Origin of the sequence: Streptomyces sp. NPDC045470 (genome assembly GCF_040646595.1) — a bacterium.
Classification (GTDB): domain Bacteria; phylum Actinomycetota; class Actinomycetes; order Streptomycetales; family Streptomycetaceae; genus Streptomyces.
In genome coordinates, this window is the sequence record NZ_JBEZAN010000003.1 from 42,690 (window position 1) to 59,694 (window position 17,005).

Genomic DNA, 17,005 nt, shown 5'->3' on the forward strand with positions numbered 1-17,005 from the left:
CCGTTGAGGGTGGGAATCGGGTCCGGTGCGGCGTCGCGCGGGCAGGGCGCGGCGCGCTCGACGGGCCGGGCAGGGGCGGCCATGGCTGCCGTTCCGTGTCCGGGGTCCAGCGGACAGTAACGACGCTACCGATCCAACTTAGGTAAGGCAAACCTCACTTCTTTTGCCGTACTCGCCCACCTTCCAGCAACTCCCGCCCGTTAAGGCCCAGTTGACGACCCCCAAAAGGCGCACTCGGCGGCGAGCGCCCTTGCGCACTCGGATCTCATTAGGGTAGGCAACCCTAAGTGACCGAACGAACAGAGCGAGGCGGCGTGGACTTCACCAGAAGGCAACTGCTCGCGGCCGGCGGGGGCTTGGGCGCGTCCGCGCTGCTCTCGGCGTGCGGCGGCGACGGCGCGGCACCCGCCGCCGGCGGCTCCCCGCGGCAGGGCGGCACCCTGCGCATCGGCGCCCTGGGCCGTCCCTCGGCGATCACCCGCGACCCGCACGGCACCCAGGGCAACGAGAGCGACTACCTCGTCATCGCCCTCGTGTACGACACGCTGACGGCGCCGGGCGACAAGGACAACACCGTCGGCCGCCTCGCCTCCGCCTTCACCCCCTCGAAGGACCTCAGGACCTGGCGGTTCACCGTCGCCGAGGGCGCCGCCTTCCACGACGGGACCCCCGTCACCGCCGACGACGTGGTCTGGTCGCTGCGCCGCCTGCGCGGCACCCCGTCCGGGGCGGCCCGGCTGCCCGGCGTCACGGCGGACCACATCACCGCCGACGGCAAGCGCACCGTCGTCCTCGTCTCCGACTACCCCAACGCCGAACTCCCCCTGCTCACCCGGCTGTCGACCTTCGTCCTCAAGAAGGGCACCGCCGGCAAGGACATACCCGAGGCCCCCGGGACCGGCCCCTTCAAGCTGGACTGGTACCGCGACGGCAACGCCCGGCTGGTGCGCAACGCGGACTGGCACGGCGGCGCGGTCCACCTCGACGCCGTCGAGGTCACCATGTTCCAGAGCCCGCAGGCGATGTCCAACGCGATGCTGTCCGGGCAGATCGACGTGGCGTCCAACGTCGGCGCCGTCGCCGCCCGTACGGCCAAGGCGCGCCGGGACATCCGGATCGTCCGGCGCCCGGACGACATGGCCATGCCCATCGTGATGCGCACCTCCAGCGGCCCGTTCGCCGATCCGAAGGTACGCGAGGCGATGAAGCTGCTGGTGGACCGCGAGGCGATGGTCGCCCAGGTGCTGTCCGGGTACGGGACGGTCGCCAACGACATCCTCGGTACGGGCGATCCCGCCTACGCCAAGGACATCCCGCAGCGCAAGCGCGACCTGGCCAGGGCCGAACGGCTGCTGACCGACGCCGGGTTCGACTTCTCCCGTACGTATCAGCTCGTCACCACCGAGGACGTCGCCGGACTCGCCGAGTCCGCCACCCTCTTCGCCTCCCAGGCCCGCGAGGCCGGCGTCAGGATCGAGGTCGTCAAGCAGGAGTCCGGCGCCTTCTACCAGAAGACCTGGCTCAAGGGCGACTTCTACACCAACTACTGGGGCACCAACGACTCGGTGGTGTTCTTCGCGTCCAAGACCCTGACCACCGGGGCCGGCCAGAACGAGGCGGACTGGTCCGACACGGCGTTCGACGCCGCGTACCGCAAGGTCATGGCCACCGCCGACCGCGCCGCCCGCGCCGCCGCCCTGCGCGATCTCCAGCGCATCGAGCACGAGCGGTCCGGCTATCTGCTGTGGGGCATGGCGGACGGCATCGACCTGGCCGCGCCGAAGGTGCACGGTCTGCCGAAGCTGCCCGGCTACGGGCGCGTCCAGCTCGAAAACGTCTGGCTCGCCCCGTGACGGAGACCGGCACCCGGCCCGCCGAGGCCGCCGTCCGGCCCGTGCCGAAGCCCGCCGCGCGGCGTGCCGGTGCCCTGGCCGCACGGGCGGCGGCCGTCCTGGCCAAGCGCGTCCTGATGCTGGTGGTGCTGCTCGCGCTCGTCTTCGCCGCGATCGAGCTGCTGCCGGGCGACGCGGCCACGGCCACGTCGGAGCGCGGCGAGGGCGCGGCGGGCGTCGCCGCGCGCCGCCGCCTGCTCGGCCTGGACCGGCCGGTGTGGGAGCGCTTCTGGGACTGGATCACCGCGCTGCCCACCGGCGACCTGGGCACCTCGGCCCGCGGCGAACGCGTCGGCGACCTCCTCGCGGCGCCGCTGCCCAACACCGTGCTGCTGGGCGGCACCGCCTTCGTCCTGACCGTCCTCGGCGCACTGGCCCTGGGGGCCTGGGCCGCCGCGCGCCCGAAGGGCCTGGTGGACCGGGCCGTGGACCTCACCTCCACCGCCGCCTTCGCGCTGCCCGAATTCGTGGTCGCCGTCGGCCTGTTGCTCGTCCTGTCGCTCTGGACGGGCTGGCTGCCCGCCGCCACCGTCATCGGCGCCGACGGCGCCCCCGCCACTTGGACCATGCTGGTGATGCCGGTGCTGGCGCTGACCGTGCCGCAGACCGGCTGGAACACCCGTATCGTCCGCGGCGCCCTCGCCGACCAGGCCGCCACCCCGCACGTCGAGGCGGCCCGCCTGGACGGGCTGACCACCCGCCAGGTGCTGCTCCGGCACGCGCTGCCGGGCGCCTGGCCCGCCATCGCCACCGGCGTCGCCACCTCCACCGGCATGCTGCTCGGCGGTACGGTCGTCGTCGAGACGCTCTTCAACCACCCCGGCATCGGCACGGTGCTGGCCGGGGCCGTCGCCGACCGCGACACCCCGGTCATCGCGGCCGTCGTCGCCTGCTCGGCCGCGCTGATCACCGTCGTCCTGCTGCTGGCCGACCTGGTACGCGCCCGTACTCTGGGAGCCCGCTCGTGACCGCCGCCGAGGTGCACGCCCGGCCGCGCCGGCCGGGCCGGCTGGAGCCCCGCGTCCTGGCCCCCGTCGTCCCCGCCGTGCTGCTCGTCCTGGTGGCCCTGGCGGGTCCGCTGCTCGCCGCGCACCCGGTCGACAAGCCGGTCACCGCGCCGTACGGCGAGGCGGGCGCGGGCGGCGCCGCGCTGGGCGGGGACCAGCTCGGCCGGGACGTGCTCAGCCGCCTGCTGAACGGCGGGAGCGCGCTGATCGGCAGCGCGCTCGTGGTGGCCGTGGTGGTCACTTTCCTGGCGACCCTGCTGGGGTGTTTCGCCGTCCTCAGCCCGCGGCTGGGGAGGCTGGTCGAACGCGCGGCGGACACCGCGATCCTCCTTCCGCCGGTGCTGGGCATCATGCTGCTCGCGCTGGCCTGGCCGGGCGGCGGCCGCCTCGCGATCACCGTGGCCGCCGTCCTTCTGGGGACTCCGTACGCGGTACGGATCGTCGCCGGTGCGGCGGCGCCGGTCGCCGCCACCGGGTTCGTCGAGGCCGCCGTCGCGAGCGGCGAGCACCCGGGGCACCTGGCGCTGCGGGAGATCCTGCCCAACCTGCGCGCCACCGTCCTCGCCCTGTTCGGCCTGCGCTTCGTCGACGCGGTGTACGTCATCTCCATGGCCGGCTTCCTCCAGCTCGGCCCCCGGCCGCCGGAGGCCGACTGGGCCCTGATGATCCGGGAGAACGGCCCCGGCATCCTCCTCAACCCGTGGGCGGTGGTAGCCCCCGGCCTCGCCATCGGCCTGCTCGCCATCAGCGTCAACCTCGCCGCCAGCGCCCTGGCACCCGCCACCGCGCGCAGGGCCGCCCTGCGCTGAGAGCCTGTGTCACACCCCCGGCCGCCCGCGCTCGCGCGCCCGCTCCCCAGGACTCCGCCGTGACCGACTCCCCGCCGCCCGTCACCGTCACCGGCCTCGAAATCGGCCTCGCCACCGGGCCGGTGCTCCTGCGCCGCACCGGCCTCCGCCTGCGCGGCGGCCGCATCACCGCCCTCACCGGGCCGTCCGGCTCCGGCAAGACGACGCTGCTGCGTGCCGTGATCGGCGAACTGCCGCAGGGCGCACGCGTCCTCTCCGGCAGCGTCGAGGTGCTGGGGCAGGACGTACTGACGCTCGCGCCCGGAGCGCTGCGCACCCTGCGCCGCCGGCACGTCGCCTATGTGGGCCAGGACCCGGGGTCCGCCCTCAACCCGCGGATGACGGCCCGCCGTCTGATCACCGAACTGGCCGCCGACCCCTCGCCCGAGGCCGTCGAACGGGTCATGGCCGAGTGCCGTCTGCCGCCCCCGCTCGCCCATCACCGCCCCGGAGCCCTGTCCGGCGGGCAGCAGCGACGGCTCGCGCTGGCCCGCGCGCTCGCCCGGCGTCCCGAAGTGCTGCTGCTGGACGAACCCACCGCCGGACTCGACGCGGACCTGCGCGACGACATCACCGCGCTCCTGCGCCGGCTCGCCGCCGAACACGGCCTCGCCGTCATCATGGCCAGCCACGATCCGCACGTCGTCGGGGCCTGCGCCGACTCGGTCGTCACCCTGGACGCCGGAGCCGGGGCCGTTCCGTACGCATCCGCCCCTACGGCGCTGCCCGCTCCGGGCCGTCCGGCGCGCCGCTCCGGTGCCGCCTCCGGGGTGGCTCCGGCGTCGGCTTCCGCTTCGGCTTCCGCGTCGGGGACGGCTTCCGCCTCGGTGTCCGCACCGCTGTCCGTTTCGGGTTCGGCCTCGGCCGAGGGGACCGCGGCCGCCCCCGGGGGCCTGCGCGCCGACAACCTGCACGTCGCCTTCACCCACCGCGGCCACACCCATCACGCCCTGGAAGGCGCCGGCCTCCACATACCCATCGGCTCCGCCACCGGCATCACCGGTCCCTCCGGGTGCGGCAAGACGACCCTCCTGCGGACGCTCGCCGGCCTCCAGGTCCCGCAGACCGGCACCCTGACCTGGAACGGCCACCCGCTGCCCGCGAACGCCCGCAAGCGCAGCCGCGACCAGCAACGGCGCATCCAGTTCGTCCCGCAGAACCCCCTGGGCGCCCTCAACCCCTCGCGCACCGTCGGTGCCACGCTCACCCGCCCGCTCCGGCTCCACCGTGTCGTCGCCGCCCGGGACCTGTCCGAACGGGTCGGCAGCCTCCTCGAAGCCGTCGGCCTCCCCCGCGACATCGCCCGCCGCTACCCGCACGAACTGTCGGGCGGGCAACGCCAACGCGCCTCCATAGCCCGCGCCCTCGCCACCGAACCCGACCTCCTCCTGTGCGACGAGGTCACCTCCGCCCTCGACCCGGCGACCGCCACCGCGGTCCTGGACCTGCTCACCCGGCTGCGCGCCGAACGCCGGCTGACGCTCGTCCTCGTCAGCCACCAGCTGGACCTCGTGGCCGACTGCACCGACACCGTCCACCACCTGCGGGCCGGGCGCATCGTCCGGCCCGCGGTCCGCCGCCAAGGCGCCGCCTCGGCCTGACAAGCCGGTCAGGGAGGGCTGTTCGGCCCGGTGAAGGGGCTGTTCGGCCCGTCCCGGGGCGCCCGCCGACGGCGGATCCTGAGGACATGGGACCCGCCGGTCCCGGAGGCCCGCCCGGTACCGCCGCGGGCTCCGGTACCGCGCAGGAAGGGGAGGTGGCGCGGTGAGGACGACGAACGCACGGCTCGGTGCACTGCCCGCGGAACACCGTGAGCGGCTGATGGCGCGGGCGCGGGAAGTCTCCTTCCCGGCCGGGACACGGATCTTCGAGGAGGACCGGAAGGCCGACCGCTTCTGGATCCTGCGTACCGGAGCGGTCCAGCTCGACCTGCGGGTACCGGGCCGCCGGCCCGCCGTCGTCGAGACCCTGCACCCGGGCGACCTGCTGGGCTGGTCGTGGCTGTTCCCGCCGTACTGCTGGCACCTGGGCGCGGAGACGCTGAGCCCGGTGCGGGCCTGGGAGTTCGACGCGCGGGAGATACGGGCGCTGTGCGAGGAGGACCCCGCGCTCGGGCACGCGCTGGTGCTCCGGTACTCCCAGGTGATCGGGGACCGGCTGCGGTGCGCGCGGACCCGGCTGCTCGACCTCTTCGGGCCGTACGGGAGCGGCGCGCACTGACCACCTGTGTCCGGGCCCTGGCCGGGCGCCCGGGGCCCGGGCACAGGTTTCCGGCCGTCGGGGCCGGCGGATCCTCCTCACGCCGCCGGCCCCGGCTCCGGGCCCGGTGGACGGGTGTGTGGTGCACGGGCCCGTGATGCACAACCCTGGGGGAAGGAGCCCGCGCTGAAGGAGTCCGTGATGCAGGAGCCCGTGACGCCAGGGAACAACAACCCCCGCACCGTCGGCGACGTGATGACCCACACCGTGATCAGTATCGGCCGTACCGCCCCCTTCAAGGAGATCGTCCGCACGATGGAGCAGTGGAAGGTCAGCGCCCTGCCCGTCGTCGAAGGGGAGGGCCGGGTGGTCGGTGTGGTGTCCGAGGCCGATCTGCTGCCCAAGGAGGAGTTCCGCGACCACACCCCCTCGCGCATCGAGCAGATGCGCGTCCTGGACGCCCTGATCAAGTCCGGGGGCGTCACGGCCGACGAGCTGATGACGGCCCCCGCCGTCACCGTGCACGCGGACGCCAGCCTCGCGCAGGCCGCCCGCACCATGGCCTGGTACCGGATCAAACGGATGCCGGTGGTGGACGCCCTCGGCAGGCTCGAAGGGGTCGTCAGCCGCAGCGACCTCCTGAAGGTCTTCCTCCGCGAGGACGAGGACATCGCCGAGGAGGTGCGGCGGACGGTCGTCGGGCAGCTCTTCGCGTCCCGGCGACAGCAGTTGACCGTCGAGGTGTCCCAGGGCATCGTCACCCTCGCCGGGGCCATCGCCGACACCTCGCTCATACCGGTGGCGGCGCGGCTCGCCCGGGCCGTCGAAGGGGTGGTCGACGTCGACATGCGGCTCAGGGGCGACAGCGGCGCCTGAAGCGCGGGGCGGGGCGGGCGGTGACGTCCGACCGCCTGTCTTGCCCCCTCGTCCTCTCGGCCCCGTGACACCGCGACGCCGTGACACCGCGGAACGGCTGACCACGGCCCCGCCTCCGGTCAACGCGCGACCGCTCCCCTCATCACTTCGCGGCGTGCCGCGCCGCCGTGCGCTTCGCATCTCCGCGCGTGTCGGTAATGCGGGCGTAGGCCGACGCGCACGCGGGGTGTCCGCCGTGCGCAGAGAGATCGAGGTGGGCGAATCATGCATCGAGGCGAGCGACTTCCCGGTCGCCGTATCGCACTGGCCGGTGCCCTTGCCGCCGGGGCGCTGGCCCTTGCGGCCTGCGGGAGCGACGACGACGGCGGGCCGCGGACGGCGAGCGGTTCCGCCGCGGCGTCCCCCGGCGGTTCTCCGGAGGCGGCCGCGCACAACGACGCGGACGTACGGTTCGTGCAGCGGATGATCCCGCACCACCGGCAGGCCGTGGAGATGACGGAACCGGCCGGTGCCCGCGCCTCCGACCAGGAGGTCAAGGACCTGGCCGCGGCGATCTCCAAGGAGCAGACCGCCGAGATCGCCACCATGCGCGGGTGGCTGCGGTCCTGGGGTGAGCCGGAGGCGGCCGCGACGGGCTCCGGTGATCCGGGGTCGCCCTCCGCCGAGCACAGCCCGCACGGCATGGACCACGGGCAGCTCGGGCGGGACGAGACGGACATGGACGGGATGGTGTCCGACCAGGACATGGCCGCCCTGAAGGACGCCGAGGGCGCCGCCTTCGACCGGAAGTTCACCGAGCTGATGATCAGCCATCACGAGGGCGCGATCCAGATGGCGCGCACCGAGCGCAAACTGGGCCGGGACGCGGGCGCGAAACGGCTCGCCGACTCCGTCGTACGGAGCCAGTCGGCGCAGGTGGCCCAGCTCAAGGCGGTCCGCGACCGGCTCTCGCCCCGCTGACCCGCCCCGCCACGGCGGCGGCACACGGCCCGGCCTCCCCTGCCGTCCCCCCGAGGGGAGGCCGCCCGGGCCGTGTGGCGTGCGCCACGACGCACCACACCCCAGGCCCTCCCTGCACAAGCAAGCGCGCCGCGCCAGACACTTTTCAGACATCACACGTTGTTCATCAGCAGGACACCTTCATACGGCAACCAATTGTTAGCTTACCGAGAAGTAGTAATCGCCTACATCAGTAGGGAGACACACTTCATGACCACCGAATTCCTTGCCGCAGAGGTGAATTCCCCGACGAACGACTTCTGCTCCTATGTCGAATCCGTCCTCGGCGTCCTGGCGGAAACTCCGGACCGCCCCGTGGTCACCACGGCGGACGGCCGCGAGGTCACCGCCGGGGAATTCCGCGGCAGCGTGTACCGGATCGCCCGGGAACTGTCCGGCTGGGGCATCGGGCGCGGCAGCACCGTGTCGCTGCTCTCCGGGAACCGGCCGGAGGCCCTCATCACGCGATACGCCGCCAATCTGCTCGGCGCCCGGGCCGTCTTCCTGTACCAGGGCATGGCCCCCGAGACGCTCGCCCACATCACGGAGAGCGTGGACACCGCGCTGCTGCTGATCGACCCGGACCTGCCGGACGCCGCCGAAAGCCTGCTGACCCGCGCCCGGCCTCCGTACGTCCTCTCCTTCGGCCCCGGCCCGCACGGCCAGGACCTGCTGGCGCGCGCCGCACGGCACGAACCCTCCCCGGTGCGGAGCGCGGCTCGCCCCGAGGACGACTGGTGCATACGCCACACCGGCGGCACCACCGGCGTCCCGAAGGGCGTGCGCATGGCGCACGGCCCCTACCGGGACATGCTCGCCTTCGGCTCCGCCGGCGCGGGCGAGCCGCCCCGCTTCCTGGCCTGCACCACCCTCGCGCACGTGGCCGGCAACATCGCCGACGCCACCCTCCTGGCCGGCGGCTCCGTGGTGCTCCAGCACTCCTTCGTCCCCGGCGAGGTGCTCGCCGCCGTCGAGCGCGAGCGCATCACCCACCTGTGGCTGCTGCCCCCGCTGCTCTACCGCCTGCTCGACCACCCCGCCCTGGCCGGTACCGATCTGTCCAGCATCCAGCGGATCACCTACGGCGGCTGCGCCGCCTCGCCGGCACGGCTGCGGCAGGCGCACGAGACCTTCGGGACGGTCCTGTTCGGTGGCTACGGCCAGTCCGAGGCGGGCCACATCACCGTCATCGGCCCGGACGAGCACCGGGACCTGTCCCCGGAGGGGCAGGCCACGGTGGGCCGGGTGGTCCCGGGCGTCGAGGTCTCCCTCCACGACGAGCGGGGCGCGCCCGTCCCCGTCGGGTCGGTGGGCGAGATCCGGGTCCGTTCCGGCCAGACCATGACCGGCTACTGGAAGCAGCCCGGCCTCACCGCCGAGGTGCTGCGCGACGGGTGGGTGCACACCGGCGACCTGGGCTACCTCGACCACCAGGGCTATCTGTACCTCGTCGACCGGCTCAAGGACATGATCATCGTGGTGGGCGGTCACGTCTACACCGGCGAGCTGGAGGACCTGCTGCTCACCCACCCGGCCGTCGCCCACTGCGCGGCGTTCGGCGTGCGCCGCGCGGACGCCGGCGAGGAGGTGCACGTCGCGGTCGTCCCCGCACCGGAACGCCCGCTGGACCCGGACCAGTTGCGGGACTTCGTCACCCGCCACAAGGGCGAGATGTACGCGCCCACCGGGCTGCACCTGGTCACCGAGATCCCGCTGACGCCGGTCGGCAAGCCCGACAAGAAGCGCATCCGGGCCGTACTCGGCGCGTGAACGGGCCGCGCGCGGGCCCGCACCGGTCCCGGCCGCCGCCCATCGGAAGGCCGGGGCCGGGTGTTCCGGCGACTTTCCTGACGTTCCCTCAGCGATTCGGTTCCGCGAAGAAATCGAGGATCGCGGAATTCACCGGGCCGGGCTTCTCCAGATAACCGAAATGACCGCACCCGGATATCTGGGTGTAGCGGCAGCCGGGAATGCACGCGGCCACTTCCTCGGCCAGCCGCGGGCGGACGACCCGGTCGTCCGAGAATCCGACGACCAGACACGGACACCGGATGTGCCGGTACGCGGCCCGCCGGTCCTCGATCACCTGAAGCCCGAGCTGCCCGCGCATTCCGGCGGAACTCGCCGTCGCCGTCATTTCGAACACGTCCAGCCAGCCGCGCAGCCGGTCCGGATCACCGAGCGTCTCCCCCGACAGGTACTGCAACGCCTGGACGTAGGCCGCGTACCGGGGCGGAAGCGCGACCCCGCTGTCGCACAGGTCGATCTCGGCCGCCGCCATGGCGCGGACCAGTGTGTCCGCCCGGCCGATGGTCGCCATCAGCACGGCCCTGCGGACCAGCTCCGGCCGGACCACGAGCAGTTCCTGCACGACGACCGAGCCCAGCGAGAAGCCGACCACACGGCAGGGCCCCGAGCTGACGTGGGTGAGGAGACCGGCGAGGTCGGCCGCCAGGTCGTCGAGGGTGAAGGGCTCCCCGGACGCACCGTCCGGCGACAGGCCCCGGTGGTCGAACGTGATCACCCGGTACCCGGCCGCGGTCAGGGCGGGCACCTGGTGGGCACGCCACACCCGTCCCGGCGCGCCGGTCCCGGTGACCATCACGACCGGCTCCCCGGCGCCGTACTCCTCGTACCCGAGACTGATCCCGTTGGTCCGCACCACCGGCATGGCCCGCCCCCTTCGTCCGCCTCATGGCGTGCCCCTCCATCAGAGCAGCTCCGGCCCGGCTTGTACGGGTGTCCGACCGACCGCGCACCGGCCCCGCGGGCGCGGCCGCCCGCTCCCGCCCTCATCGCGCCACTCCGTGGCCGCCCGACCCCTTGTGCCGTGCCGCGCGAGCGTTTCCCATGTCAGCAGACACGAAAAAGCCGTCCTGCTGACCGTCGCCGGTCGAGAGAGGCTGTCGTATGCGGAGTGTGGGAGTGGAAGAAGAGCTTCTCCTGGTGGACCCGTACTCAGGAAAGCCACGAGCTGCTTCCGGGACCGTACTGGCCACGTCTCCGGAGGATTCCACCCTGGACAAGGAACTGCACCGCGAGCAGCTGGAGATCGCGACCCGGCCCCGGCTGCTGATGGAGGACCTAGCCGCGGAGGTCGCGCACTGGCGCGGCGAGGCGGCGCGCCAGGCCCGCCGGGCCGGTACGGAACTGGTGGCCCTGGCCACCTCGCCGCTGCCCGTCGTACCGTCCCTCAACGTCGACGAGCGCTACCAGCGGCTGGCGGAGGAGTTCGGCAGCACCGCGCTGGAACAGCTCGCCTGCGGCTGCCACATCCATGTGTCCGTCGAGTCGGACGACGAGGGCGTGGCCGTGCTGGACCGTATCCGTCCGTGGCTGCCGACGCTGCTCGCGCTGAGCGCCAACTCGCCCTTCTGGCAGGGCGAGGACACCCGGTACAGCAGCTACCGGAGCCGGGTGTGGGGCCGCTGGCCGTCGTCCGGACCGGTGGAGCTCTTCGGCTGCGCGGAGAACTACCACCGGCGGGTGCGGGAGATGCTCGCCACGGCGACCCTGCTCGACGAGGGCATGATCTACTTCGACGCCCGGCTGTCGCGGCACTACCCCACCGTCGAGATCAGGGTGGCCGACGTCTGTCTGCAGTCCGACGACACGGTGCTGATCGCCGCCCTGACCCGCGGGCTGGTGGAGACCGCCGCCCGCGCGTGGCGCGCGGGGGAACCGCCGGACCCGGCCGGGGTCGGCCTGTTGCGGCTGGCAGCCTGGCGGGCCGGCCGGTCCGGACTGTCCGGCCGCCTCGTCCATCCGCTCACCTGGACCCCGGCCCCCGCCGAGGCCGTGGTACGCGCCCTGCTCGACCACGTCGGCGAGGCGCTGGAGGACAACGGCGACCTGGGGCTCGCCAAGGAGGGCCTGGACACCCTGATGGGCCGCGGCAACGGGGCGCACATCCAGCGGGAGCGGCTGCGCCGTACGGGCAGCCTGCGGGCGGTCGTCGAGGAGTGTGTGCGGCGTACGACGCTGTGACGGCCGGGCGGCCGCGTGTCAAGGCCCGGCCTGCGGTCGGGCTTCGGTGCCGCGCGGGGCCTGTGGTGCCTCTTCGGTGGCCTTCGGTCCGTTCTTCGGTCACCCCGTGGTCGTACCGTGAAGACCGCCGCCCGGCCTCCGCCGGAGAATCGGGGTGGCCGGTTCCCGCCCCGCCGGGACCGGCGACCATCGATCGACGGAGGCGAGATGCTGACCGGTAGCGACCGGCTGGACCCCGGTACCGCGGAGGGCGCGGACTGGGTGGGCGCGCACATCTTCTACGACACCGGCCAGGACGCGCTGCTGACCGACGGTGTCCGCCCGCTGGTCGCACGGCTGACGGCCGACGGTCTCGTCCAGCGGTGGTTCTTCCTGCGGTACTGGGAAGGCGGGCCGCACGTCCGGCTGCGCTTCCTCCCGGCCCGTACCGCCGACCGCGCCGAGATCGAGCGGCTGACCGCCGGGCACCTCCGCGCGTATCTGGAGGGCGCCCCGTCCCCGGACGTCGTGGACCGTACGCGCTTCGCCCAGGTCTCCGAGGGGCTGGCCGGGCTGGAGGGCCGGTCCGACCAGGAGCAGCAGGAGGAGGTGCGGCCCAACAACACCCTGGAGCTGCGGCCGTACGAGCGGGAGAACTCCGACTTCGGGTACCGCGCCGCCATCGCCGCCGTGGAGCGGCACTTCCACGAGTCCAGCGAGCTGGCCCTGTCCGTCGTCGGTACCGGCGCGACCGTCGAACAGCGCGCGATGCTCGCCTTCGACCTGGTCGTGGGAGTGTTCGCGCTCCTCGACGAGGTCCGCGACCGGTGGTCCCGCAACGGCGGCCCGCCCCTGCCCTTCGGCAGCGGCCCCGAGGCCGAGGACGTCGAGCCGCGGTACCGCGCCCAGCAGGCGCAGCTCCAGGAGCGGGCCCGGCGCGTCTGGCGGCTGGCAGCCGCGCCCGAGGAGTCGCTCACCGGCGCGGGCGCGGACCCCCGCGCGTACTGGATGGCGTCCCTGCGCCGGCTGCGGGACGCGCTCCACGTGCTGGAGGACGCGGGGAACTTCACCAACGAGTGGACGGACTCGCCGCTCGTGGGGCCGCTCGAACTGGCCGAAACCGCACACCCCGCCACGAGCCTGGTGCTGCTGCGCAGCGGCCACCTGGTCAACAACCGGCTCGGGCTGACCCTGTGGCAGGAGAGTCAGGCGCGGTTCCTCGTCGGCCGGGTGCTCGCCGAACTGCCCGAGGCGCTGACCGCCTCATGAGCGGGGCAGCCGCCACGTGGCACAGCGTCCATGTCCACCACCACGACGAGAGCACCGAACCCGCGCTCGTCCTGGACGCCGTCCGCCCGGCGTTCGAGGCCGTCCGGGCGTCGGTCGACGGCGCCTGGTTCGGCCGTCACTGGCTGCGCGGCCCGCACCTGCGCCTGAACTTCCGTACCACGGCCGAGGCGTGGGCCTCGCGGGTACGCCCGCGGGTCGTCGCCGCGCTGGAGACGTACGTCCGTGACCACCCCTCCACGGCCCGGCTGGACGAGGCCGCGCTCGCGCCGGTGCACGAGCGGCTGGCGGAACTGGAGATGGAGACCGGCCCCCGGCATCCCTGGGTGCCGGACAACACCGTGCTCGAACAGCCCTACGACCACCGGCTGCCGGTGCTGGGGTCGATGCGAGGCAGCGAGGTGCTGGCCGACTTCCTGAGCGACACGAACGACCTGGCGTTCGCGATGTACGAGCACCTGCGGGACGGCGGCGCCCTGCCGGTGCTGGCACTGGACCTGATGTGGACCACCGCGTCGGTGGCCGCCGTACCGTTCGACGAGGGCAGCGCGCCGATCGCACGCGGGTTCCTGTCCCTGCGGTCCCACGCCGACGCGTTCCTGTCCCGCACCCACGACCCGGCCGGCTACCGGGCCGCTTTCGACGAGCGGTACCGACGGCAGGCCGACGCGCTGACCACCCGGCTGCGTACGGTGGAGTCCGTCCTGTCCGCGGAGCCCGGCTCCCCCGCGGCCGCGGACGCGGGCGCCACCGTGCCGTTCGTCCGGGAGTGGGCCGAGGCCGTACGCCGGTGCCAGCGCGTCGCGTACCCGCTGCTGGAGTCCGGCGAGCTGACGCTCAGCGGCGCCGGCCGGGCCCCGCGACTGCCGACCCGGCAGCTCAGCGACTTCCACCGGCTCCTGCAGACCGGCCACGGCCACGACGGCTTCCTCCGGGACGACCACTGGTTCGCCTCCTTCCGGCTGGTGGTCAACTACCTCTACCTCCACCTCAACCGCCTCGGACTGAAACCCGTGGACCGCGGCCTGCTGTGCCACCTCGCGGCGAACACGGTCGAAGCGGTGCACGGCGTCACCGCGGAGGACGCCTTCCGCCGCCACGTCGTCTCCTCCTCCCCCACCGAGGCCACCCCCGAGTGGTCCCGGCTGAGCAAGGAGTGGGCCGACGGGCGGGCCGCGGGCGCGGGGCCCGTGGAGTGACGTCCCGTTCCGGGTGGGCAGTACCGCGGGGGTTGTACATCCGCCGCCGTTACCGCGGTCGGTGGAGCGCGGATGTCAGCTTCTGGTTGCGGCGGTCTGCACTCGTGGGCTGACGCCGGGGGCCGCTCCGGCGGATAGCTTCTTCCCGTACCGCGCCGGGGCGAACGGGGAGCACCATCGCCAGGGTCGCCGCTGCGCCGTACGGCCATGAGGGGGTACGCCGAGGCGTCCGGCGACGTACGCGCCGCGCGTGTCGGGCGGTGCCCCCGGAACTCGAAGGGGGAAAAAAGGAATGCGACCCAATGCCGTGACGAGGACCTTGGTCAGTGTCACCGCCGCCGTGGGGATCTTCGCCGGCGGCCTGGCGGGGGCGGGCACGAGCTTCGCCGCCTCCGCGCCGGCCGCGCAGCCCGCGGTGACGGCCGAGGCCGTCGCGCCGCTCGCGGTGAACAACCTCGGGCTGAGCGCCGCGCAGGCCAAGAAGGTCCAGGGCTGGCTGAAGAAGCACTGGCAGTACCGCGGGAAGATCGACGGGGCGCTGGGCACCGGGAGCTGGCAGGCGTTCCAGCGCTGCCTCAAGAAGTACTGGAAGTACCAGGGCAAGATCGACGGGAAGCCCGGTGTCAATACGGTGAAGGCGCTGCAACGCCTGCTGAAGGACAGCTGGGGGTACACCGGCAAGATCGACGGGGACCCCGGGGCGAAGACCAAAGCCGCGTTCAAGCGGTTCGCCAACGCCCTCTAGAACCCCGGCTCCGGGGGTGAACGGCGACTGACGCCGTCGGGTGGCGCGCCGGCCGGGTGCGCCGCCCGATCGGAGGTGCGGGGCTGGTGCTCACCGACCCAGCGAGGCCGCCGGTCGAGCGGAGCCACCGATCCAGCGGGGCCGCCGGTCAAGCCGAGCCGCCGGTCCGCCGTCAGCCGAGCAGGCGGACCGGTGAACCCGCCAGGTACGCCTGGATGTCCTCGACCGCCTGGCCGTAGTACGTACGGTAGTTGTCCCAGGTCACGTAGCCGAGGTGGGGCGTGGCCAGCAGCCGGGGCGCGGTCCGTACCGGGTGGTCGGCGGGCAGCGGCTCGGTGTCGAAGACGTCGATGCCCGCGCCGGCGAACCGGCCCTCGTGCAGCGCGGCGAGCAGGGCGTCCTGGTCGACGATGGCCGCCCGGGACGTGTTCACCAGGTACGCGGTCGGCTTGAGCAGCGCCAGCTCGGGCGCGCCGAGCAGGCCCCGGGTACGGTCGCCCAGCGCCAGGTGGACCGAGACGAAGTCGCTGGTGGCGAGGAGTTCCTCCTTGCTCGCCGCGCGGCCGACGCCGACCTCGGCGGTCCGCTCCGCGGTGAGGTTCTGGCTCCAGGCCACCACGTCCATGCCGAAGGCCGTACCGATCCGGGCCACCCGGCTGCCGATCTTGCCCAGTCCGAGCAGCCCGAGACGCCGGCCGTGCAGGTCGGCGCCGACCGTGGACTGCCACGGGCCGCCCCGGCGCAGCGCGTCGCTCTCGGCCATCACGCCGCGTGCGAGGCCCAGGAGCAGCGCCCAGGTCAGCTCGACGGGCGGGGTGGCGGCGCTCTGTGTGCCGCACACGGTCACCCCGTGCTCCGCCGCCGCGGCGAAGTCGATCACTGAGTTGCGCATGCCGGAGGCGACCAGGAGCCGGAGCCGGGGCAGCCGGGCGAACAGGGAGGCCGGGAAGGACACCCGTTCGCGCAGGGTGACGACGATGTCGAACCCGGCCAGTTCCGCCGCCAGTTCGTCCTCGGTGGCGAAGTGCCGGGTGAAGGAGACGACGTCCACGCGGTCCCGGACGGGGCTCCAGTCGGCGGCCGTCGTGGCGATGTCCTGGAAGTCGTCGAGCACGGCACAGCGCAGGGGCATGGCAATCGTCTCCGTAGGTGCGGTACGTGATGGCGGACCCCGGGGAGCCCGGGGAACACGTGGCAGGATGATCACATTACGGCGGCCGGAAGCGCTTGTGCACGGGGGTCGTTCGGGCCGGCGGACGCGGGAGCCGAGGCGGCCCCGTACGGCTCCAGCGGCCTGGCGGCCCGGCGCGGTCCGTCCTCCGTGTGTGGCGGTGCCCGGCCGGATCCGACCGCACCGGACTCCGGAACCGGGAGGAGGAGTGCATGAACGACATCTCAGGTTTCAGCGGCGTCCCGTCGACCACCCTCGCCGATCTCTTGGGGCGCGGGCAGGTCATGGACGCCGGTATCCGCCCGCTGTGGTCCCCGGTCCCGCGCGTCGCCGGGCCGGCGTTCACCGTGCGGTGCCCTCCGGGTGACAACCTCATGCTGCACGCGGCGGTCCACCGCGCGGAGCCGGGCTCGGTCCTCGTCGTCGAGTCGGGCGACATGGACCACGCGCTGACGGGCGGAAACGTGTGCGCGGTGGCGCAGCGCCGTGGTGTCGCGGCGATCGTGGCCGACGGGCTGACCCGTGACCTCGCCGAGGTACGGGAGGCGGGCTTCCCCGTGTACGCGCGCGGCGTCATCCCCGTGCCCGGCACCAAGGCGGCCGTCGCGCCGCTCAACGGCCCGGTGCGCTGCGGCGGGGTGACCGTTCGGGCCGGTGACATCGTGGTGGCCGACGAGGAGGGCGTCGTGGTCACCCCCGCGGCCCGCCGGGACGAGGTGCTCCTGACCGCGGAGAAGAAGCTGGCCAAGGAGGCCGCCGAGACCCTCGACCAGTGGGAAGCGGCCCACCGGGCCCGTATCGACACGATCCTGCGGA

14 protein-coding genes and 1 pseudogene are annotated in these 17,005 nt (G+C 73.5%); 13 read left to right on the forward strand and 2 right to left on the reverse strand.

Features of this window, described 5'->3' with window-relative positions; genetic code table 11:
• The first annotated feature begins 314 nt into the window (after positions 1 to 314).
• The 8 genes from AB0A97_RS10710 (at position 315) to AB0A97_RS10745 (ending at position 9,591) form a co-directional block, all read left to right on the forward strand.
• A complete protein-coding gene (locus AB0A97_RS10710; RefSeq protein WP_361148739.1) occupies positions 315 to 1,853 on the forward strand; it encodes an ABC transporter substrate-binding protein in 1,539 nt (512 codons plus the stop codon).
• 116 nt (positions 1,854 to 1,969) lie between these two features.
• Positions 1,970 to 2,860 carry an ABC transporter permease gene (locus AB0A97_RS10715; protein WP_361148741.1) on the forward strand — a complete coding sequence of 297 codons (891 nt, stop codon included), beginning with the start codon at positions 1,970 to 1,972 and terminating at the stop codon, positions 2,858 to 2,860.
• 41 nt (positions 2,861 to 2,901) lie between these two features.
• Positions 2,902 to 3,708 (forward strand): ABC transporter permease subunit, encoded by an 807-nt coding sequence (locus AB0A97_RS10720; protein ID WP_361148743.1) that lies wholly within the window; start codon positions 2,902 to 2,904, stop codon positions 3,706 to 3,708.
• 59 nt (positions 3,709 to 3,767) lie between these two features.
• Positions 3,768 to 5,348 carry an ATP-binding cassette domain-containing protein gene (locus tag AB0A97_RS10725; protein WP_361147529.1) on the forward strand — a complete coding sequence of 527 codons (1,581 nt, stop codon included), beginning with the start codon at positions 3,768 to 3,770 and terminating at the stop codon, positions 5,346 to 5,348.
• Positions 5,349 to 5,568: 220 nt separating this feature from the next.
• Positions 5,569 to 5,967 carry a cyclic nucleotide-binding domain-containing protein gene (locus AB0A97_RS10730; RefSeq protein ID WP_361148745.1) on the forward strand — a complete coding sequence of 133 codons (399 nt, stop codon included), beginning with the start codon at positions 5,569 to 5,571 and terminating at the stop codon, positions 5,965 to 5,967.
• Between the two features lie 180 nt (positions 5,968 to 6,147).
• Positions 6,148 to 6,822, forward strand: coding sequence for a CBS domain-containing protein (locus tag AB0A97_RS10735; RefSeq protein ID WP_361147531.1), 675 nt, complete (start codon positions 6,148 to 6,150; stop codon positions 6,820 to 6,822).
• 264 nt (positions 6,823 to 7,086) lie between these two features.
• Entirely contained in the window at positions 7,087 to 7,782 is a 696-nt protein-coding gene (locus tag AB0A97_RS10740) for a DUF305 domain-containing protein (protein ID WP_361147534.1), read from the forward strand.
• Positions 7,783 to 8,031: 249 nt separating this feature from the next.
• Positions 8,032 to 9,591 carry an AMP-binding protein gene (locus tag AB0A97_RS10745; protein ID WP_361147536.1) on the forward strand — a complete coding sequence of 520 codons (1,560 nt, stop codon included), beginning with the start codon at positions 8,032 to 8,034 and terminating at the stop codon, positions 9,589 to 9,591.
• An 88-nt stretch (positions 9,592 to 9,679) separates the two neighbouring features.
• Here the strand turns inward: AB0A97_RS10745 and AB0A97_RS10750 are convergent, their stop codons facing one another.
• Entirely contained in the window at positions 9,680 to 10,492 is an 813-nt protein-coding gene (locus AB0A97_RS10750; RefSeq protein ID WP_361147539.1) for an alpha/beta hydrolase, read from the reverse strand.
• Between the two features lie 239 nt (positions 10,493 to 10,731).
• On the opposite strand from AB0A97_RS10750, the gene AB0A97_RS10755 reads away from it, so the two are divergent.
• From AB0A97_RS10755 to AB0A97_RS10770, 4 genes are all read left to right on the forward strand, one after another.
• Positions 10,732 to 11,808 (forward strand): glutamate--cysteine ligase, encoded by a 1,077-nt coding sequence (locus tag AB0A97_RS10755; protein ID WP_361147542.1) that lies wholly within the window; start codon positions 10,732 to 10,734, stop codon positions 11,806 to 11,808.
• 207 nt (positions 11,809 to 12,015) lie between these two features.
• Positions 12,016 to 13,056, forward strand: a complete 1,041-nt coding sequence (locus tag AB0A97_RS10760) for a thiopeptide-type bacteriocin biosynthesis protein (protein ID WP_361147544.1) — start codon at positions 12,016 to 12,018, stop codon at positions 13,054 to 13,056.
• Positions 13,053 to 14,273, forward strand: coding sequence for a thiopeptide maturation pyridine synthase (locus AB0A97_RS10765; protein WP_361147547.1), 1,221 nt, complete (start codon positions 13,053 to 13,055; stop codon positions 14,271 to 14,273). The genes AB0A97_RS10760 and AB0A97_RS10765 overlap by 4 nt, the downstream gene beginning before the upstream one ends.
• Positions 14,274 to 14,565: 292 nt before the next feature.
• Entirely contained in the window at positions 14,566 to 15,018 is a 453-nt protein-coding gene (locus tag AB0A97_RS10770; RefSeq protein ID WP_361147550.1) for a peptidoglycan-binding protein, read from the forward strand.
• 172 nt (positions 15,019 to 15,190) lie between these two features.
• Here AB0A97_RS10770 and AB0A97_RS10775 read toward each other — a convergent pair whose 3' ends face one another.
• The gene (locus tag AB0A97_RS10775) at positions 15,191 to 16,150 is read right to left on the reverse strand and encodes a D-2-hydroxyacid dehydrogenase family protein (protein WP_361147552.1); all 960 of its coding nucleotides are present in this window, start codon (positions 16,148 to 16,150) and stop codon (positions 15,191 to 15,193) included.
• 251 nt (positions 16,151 to 16,401) lie between these two features.
• Here AB0A97_RS10775 and AB0A97_RS10780 point away from each other — a divergent pair.
• Positions 16,402 to 17,001, forward strand: a pseudogene (locus AB0A97_RS10780) (RraA family protein); the annotation flags it as partial.
• Positions 17,002 to 17,005: the final 4 nt, after the last annotated feature.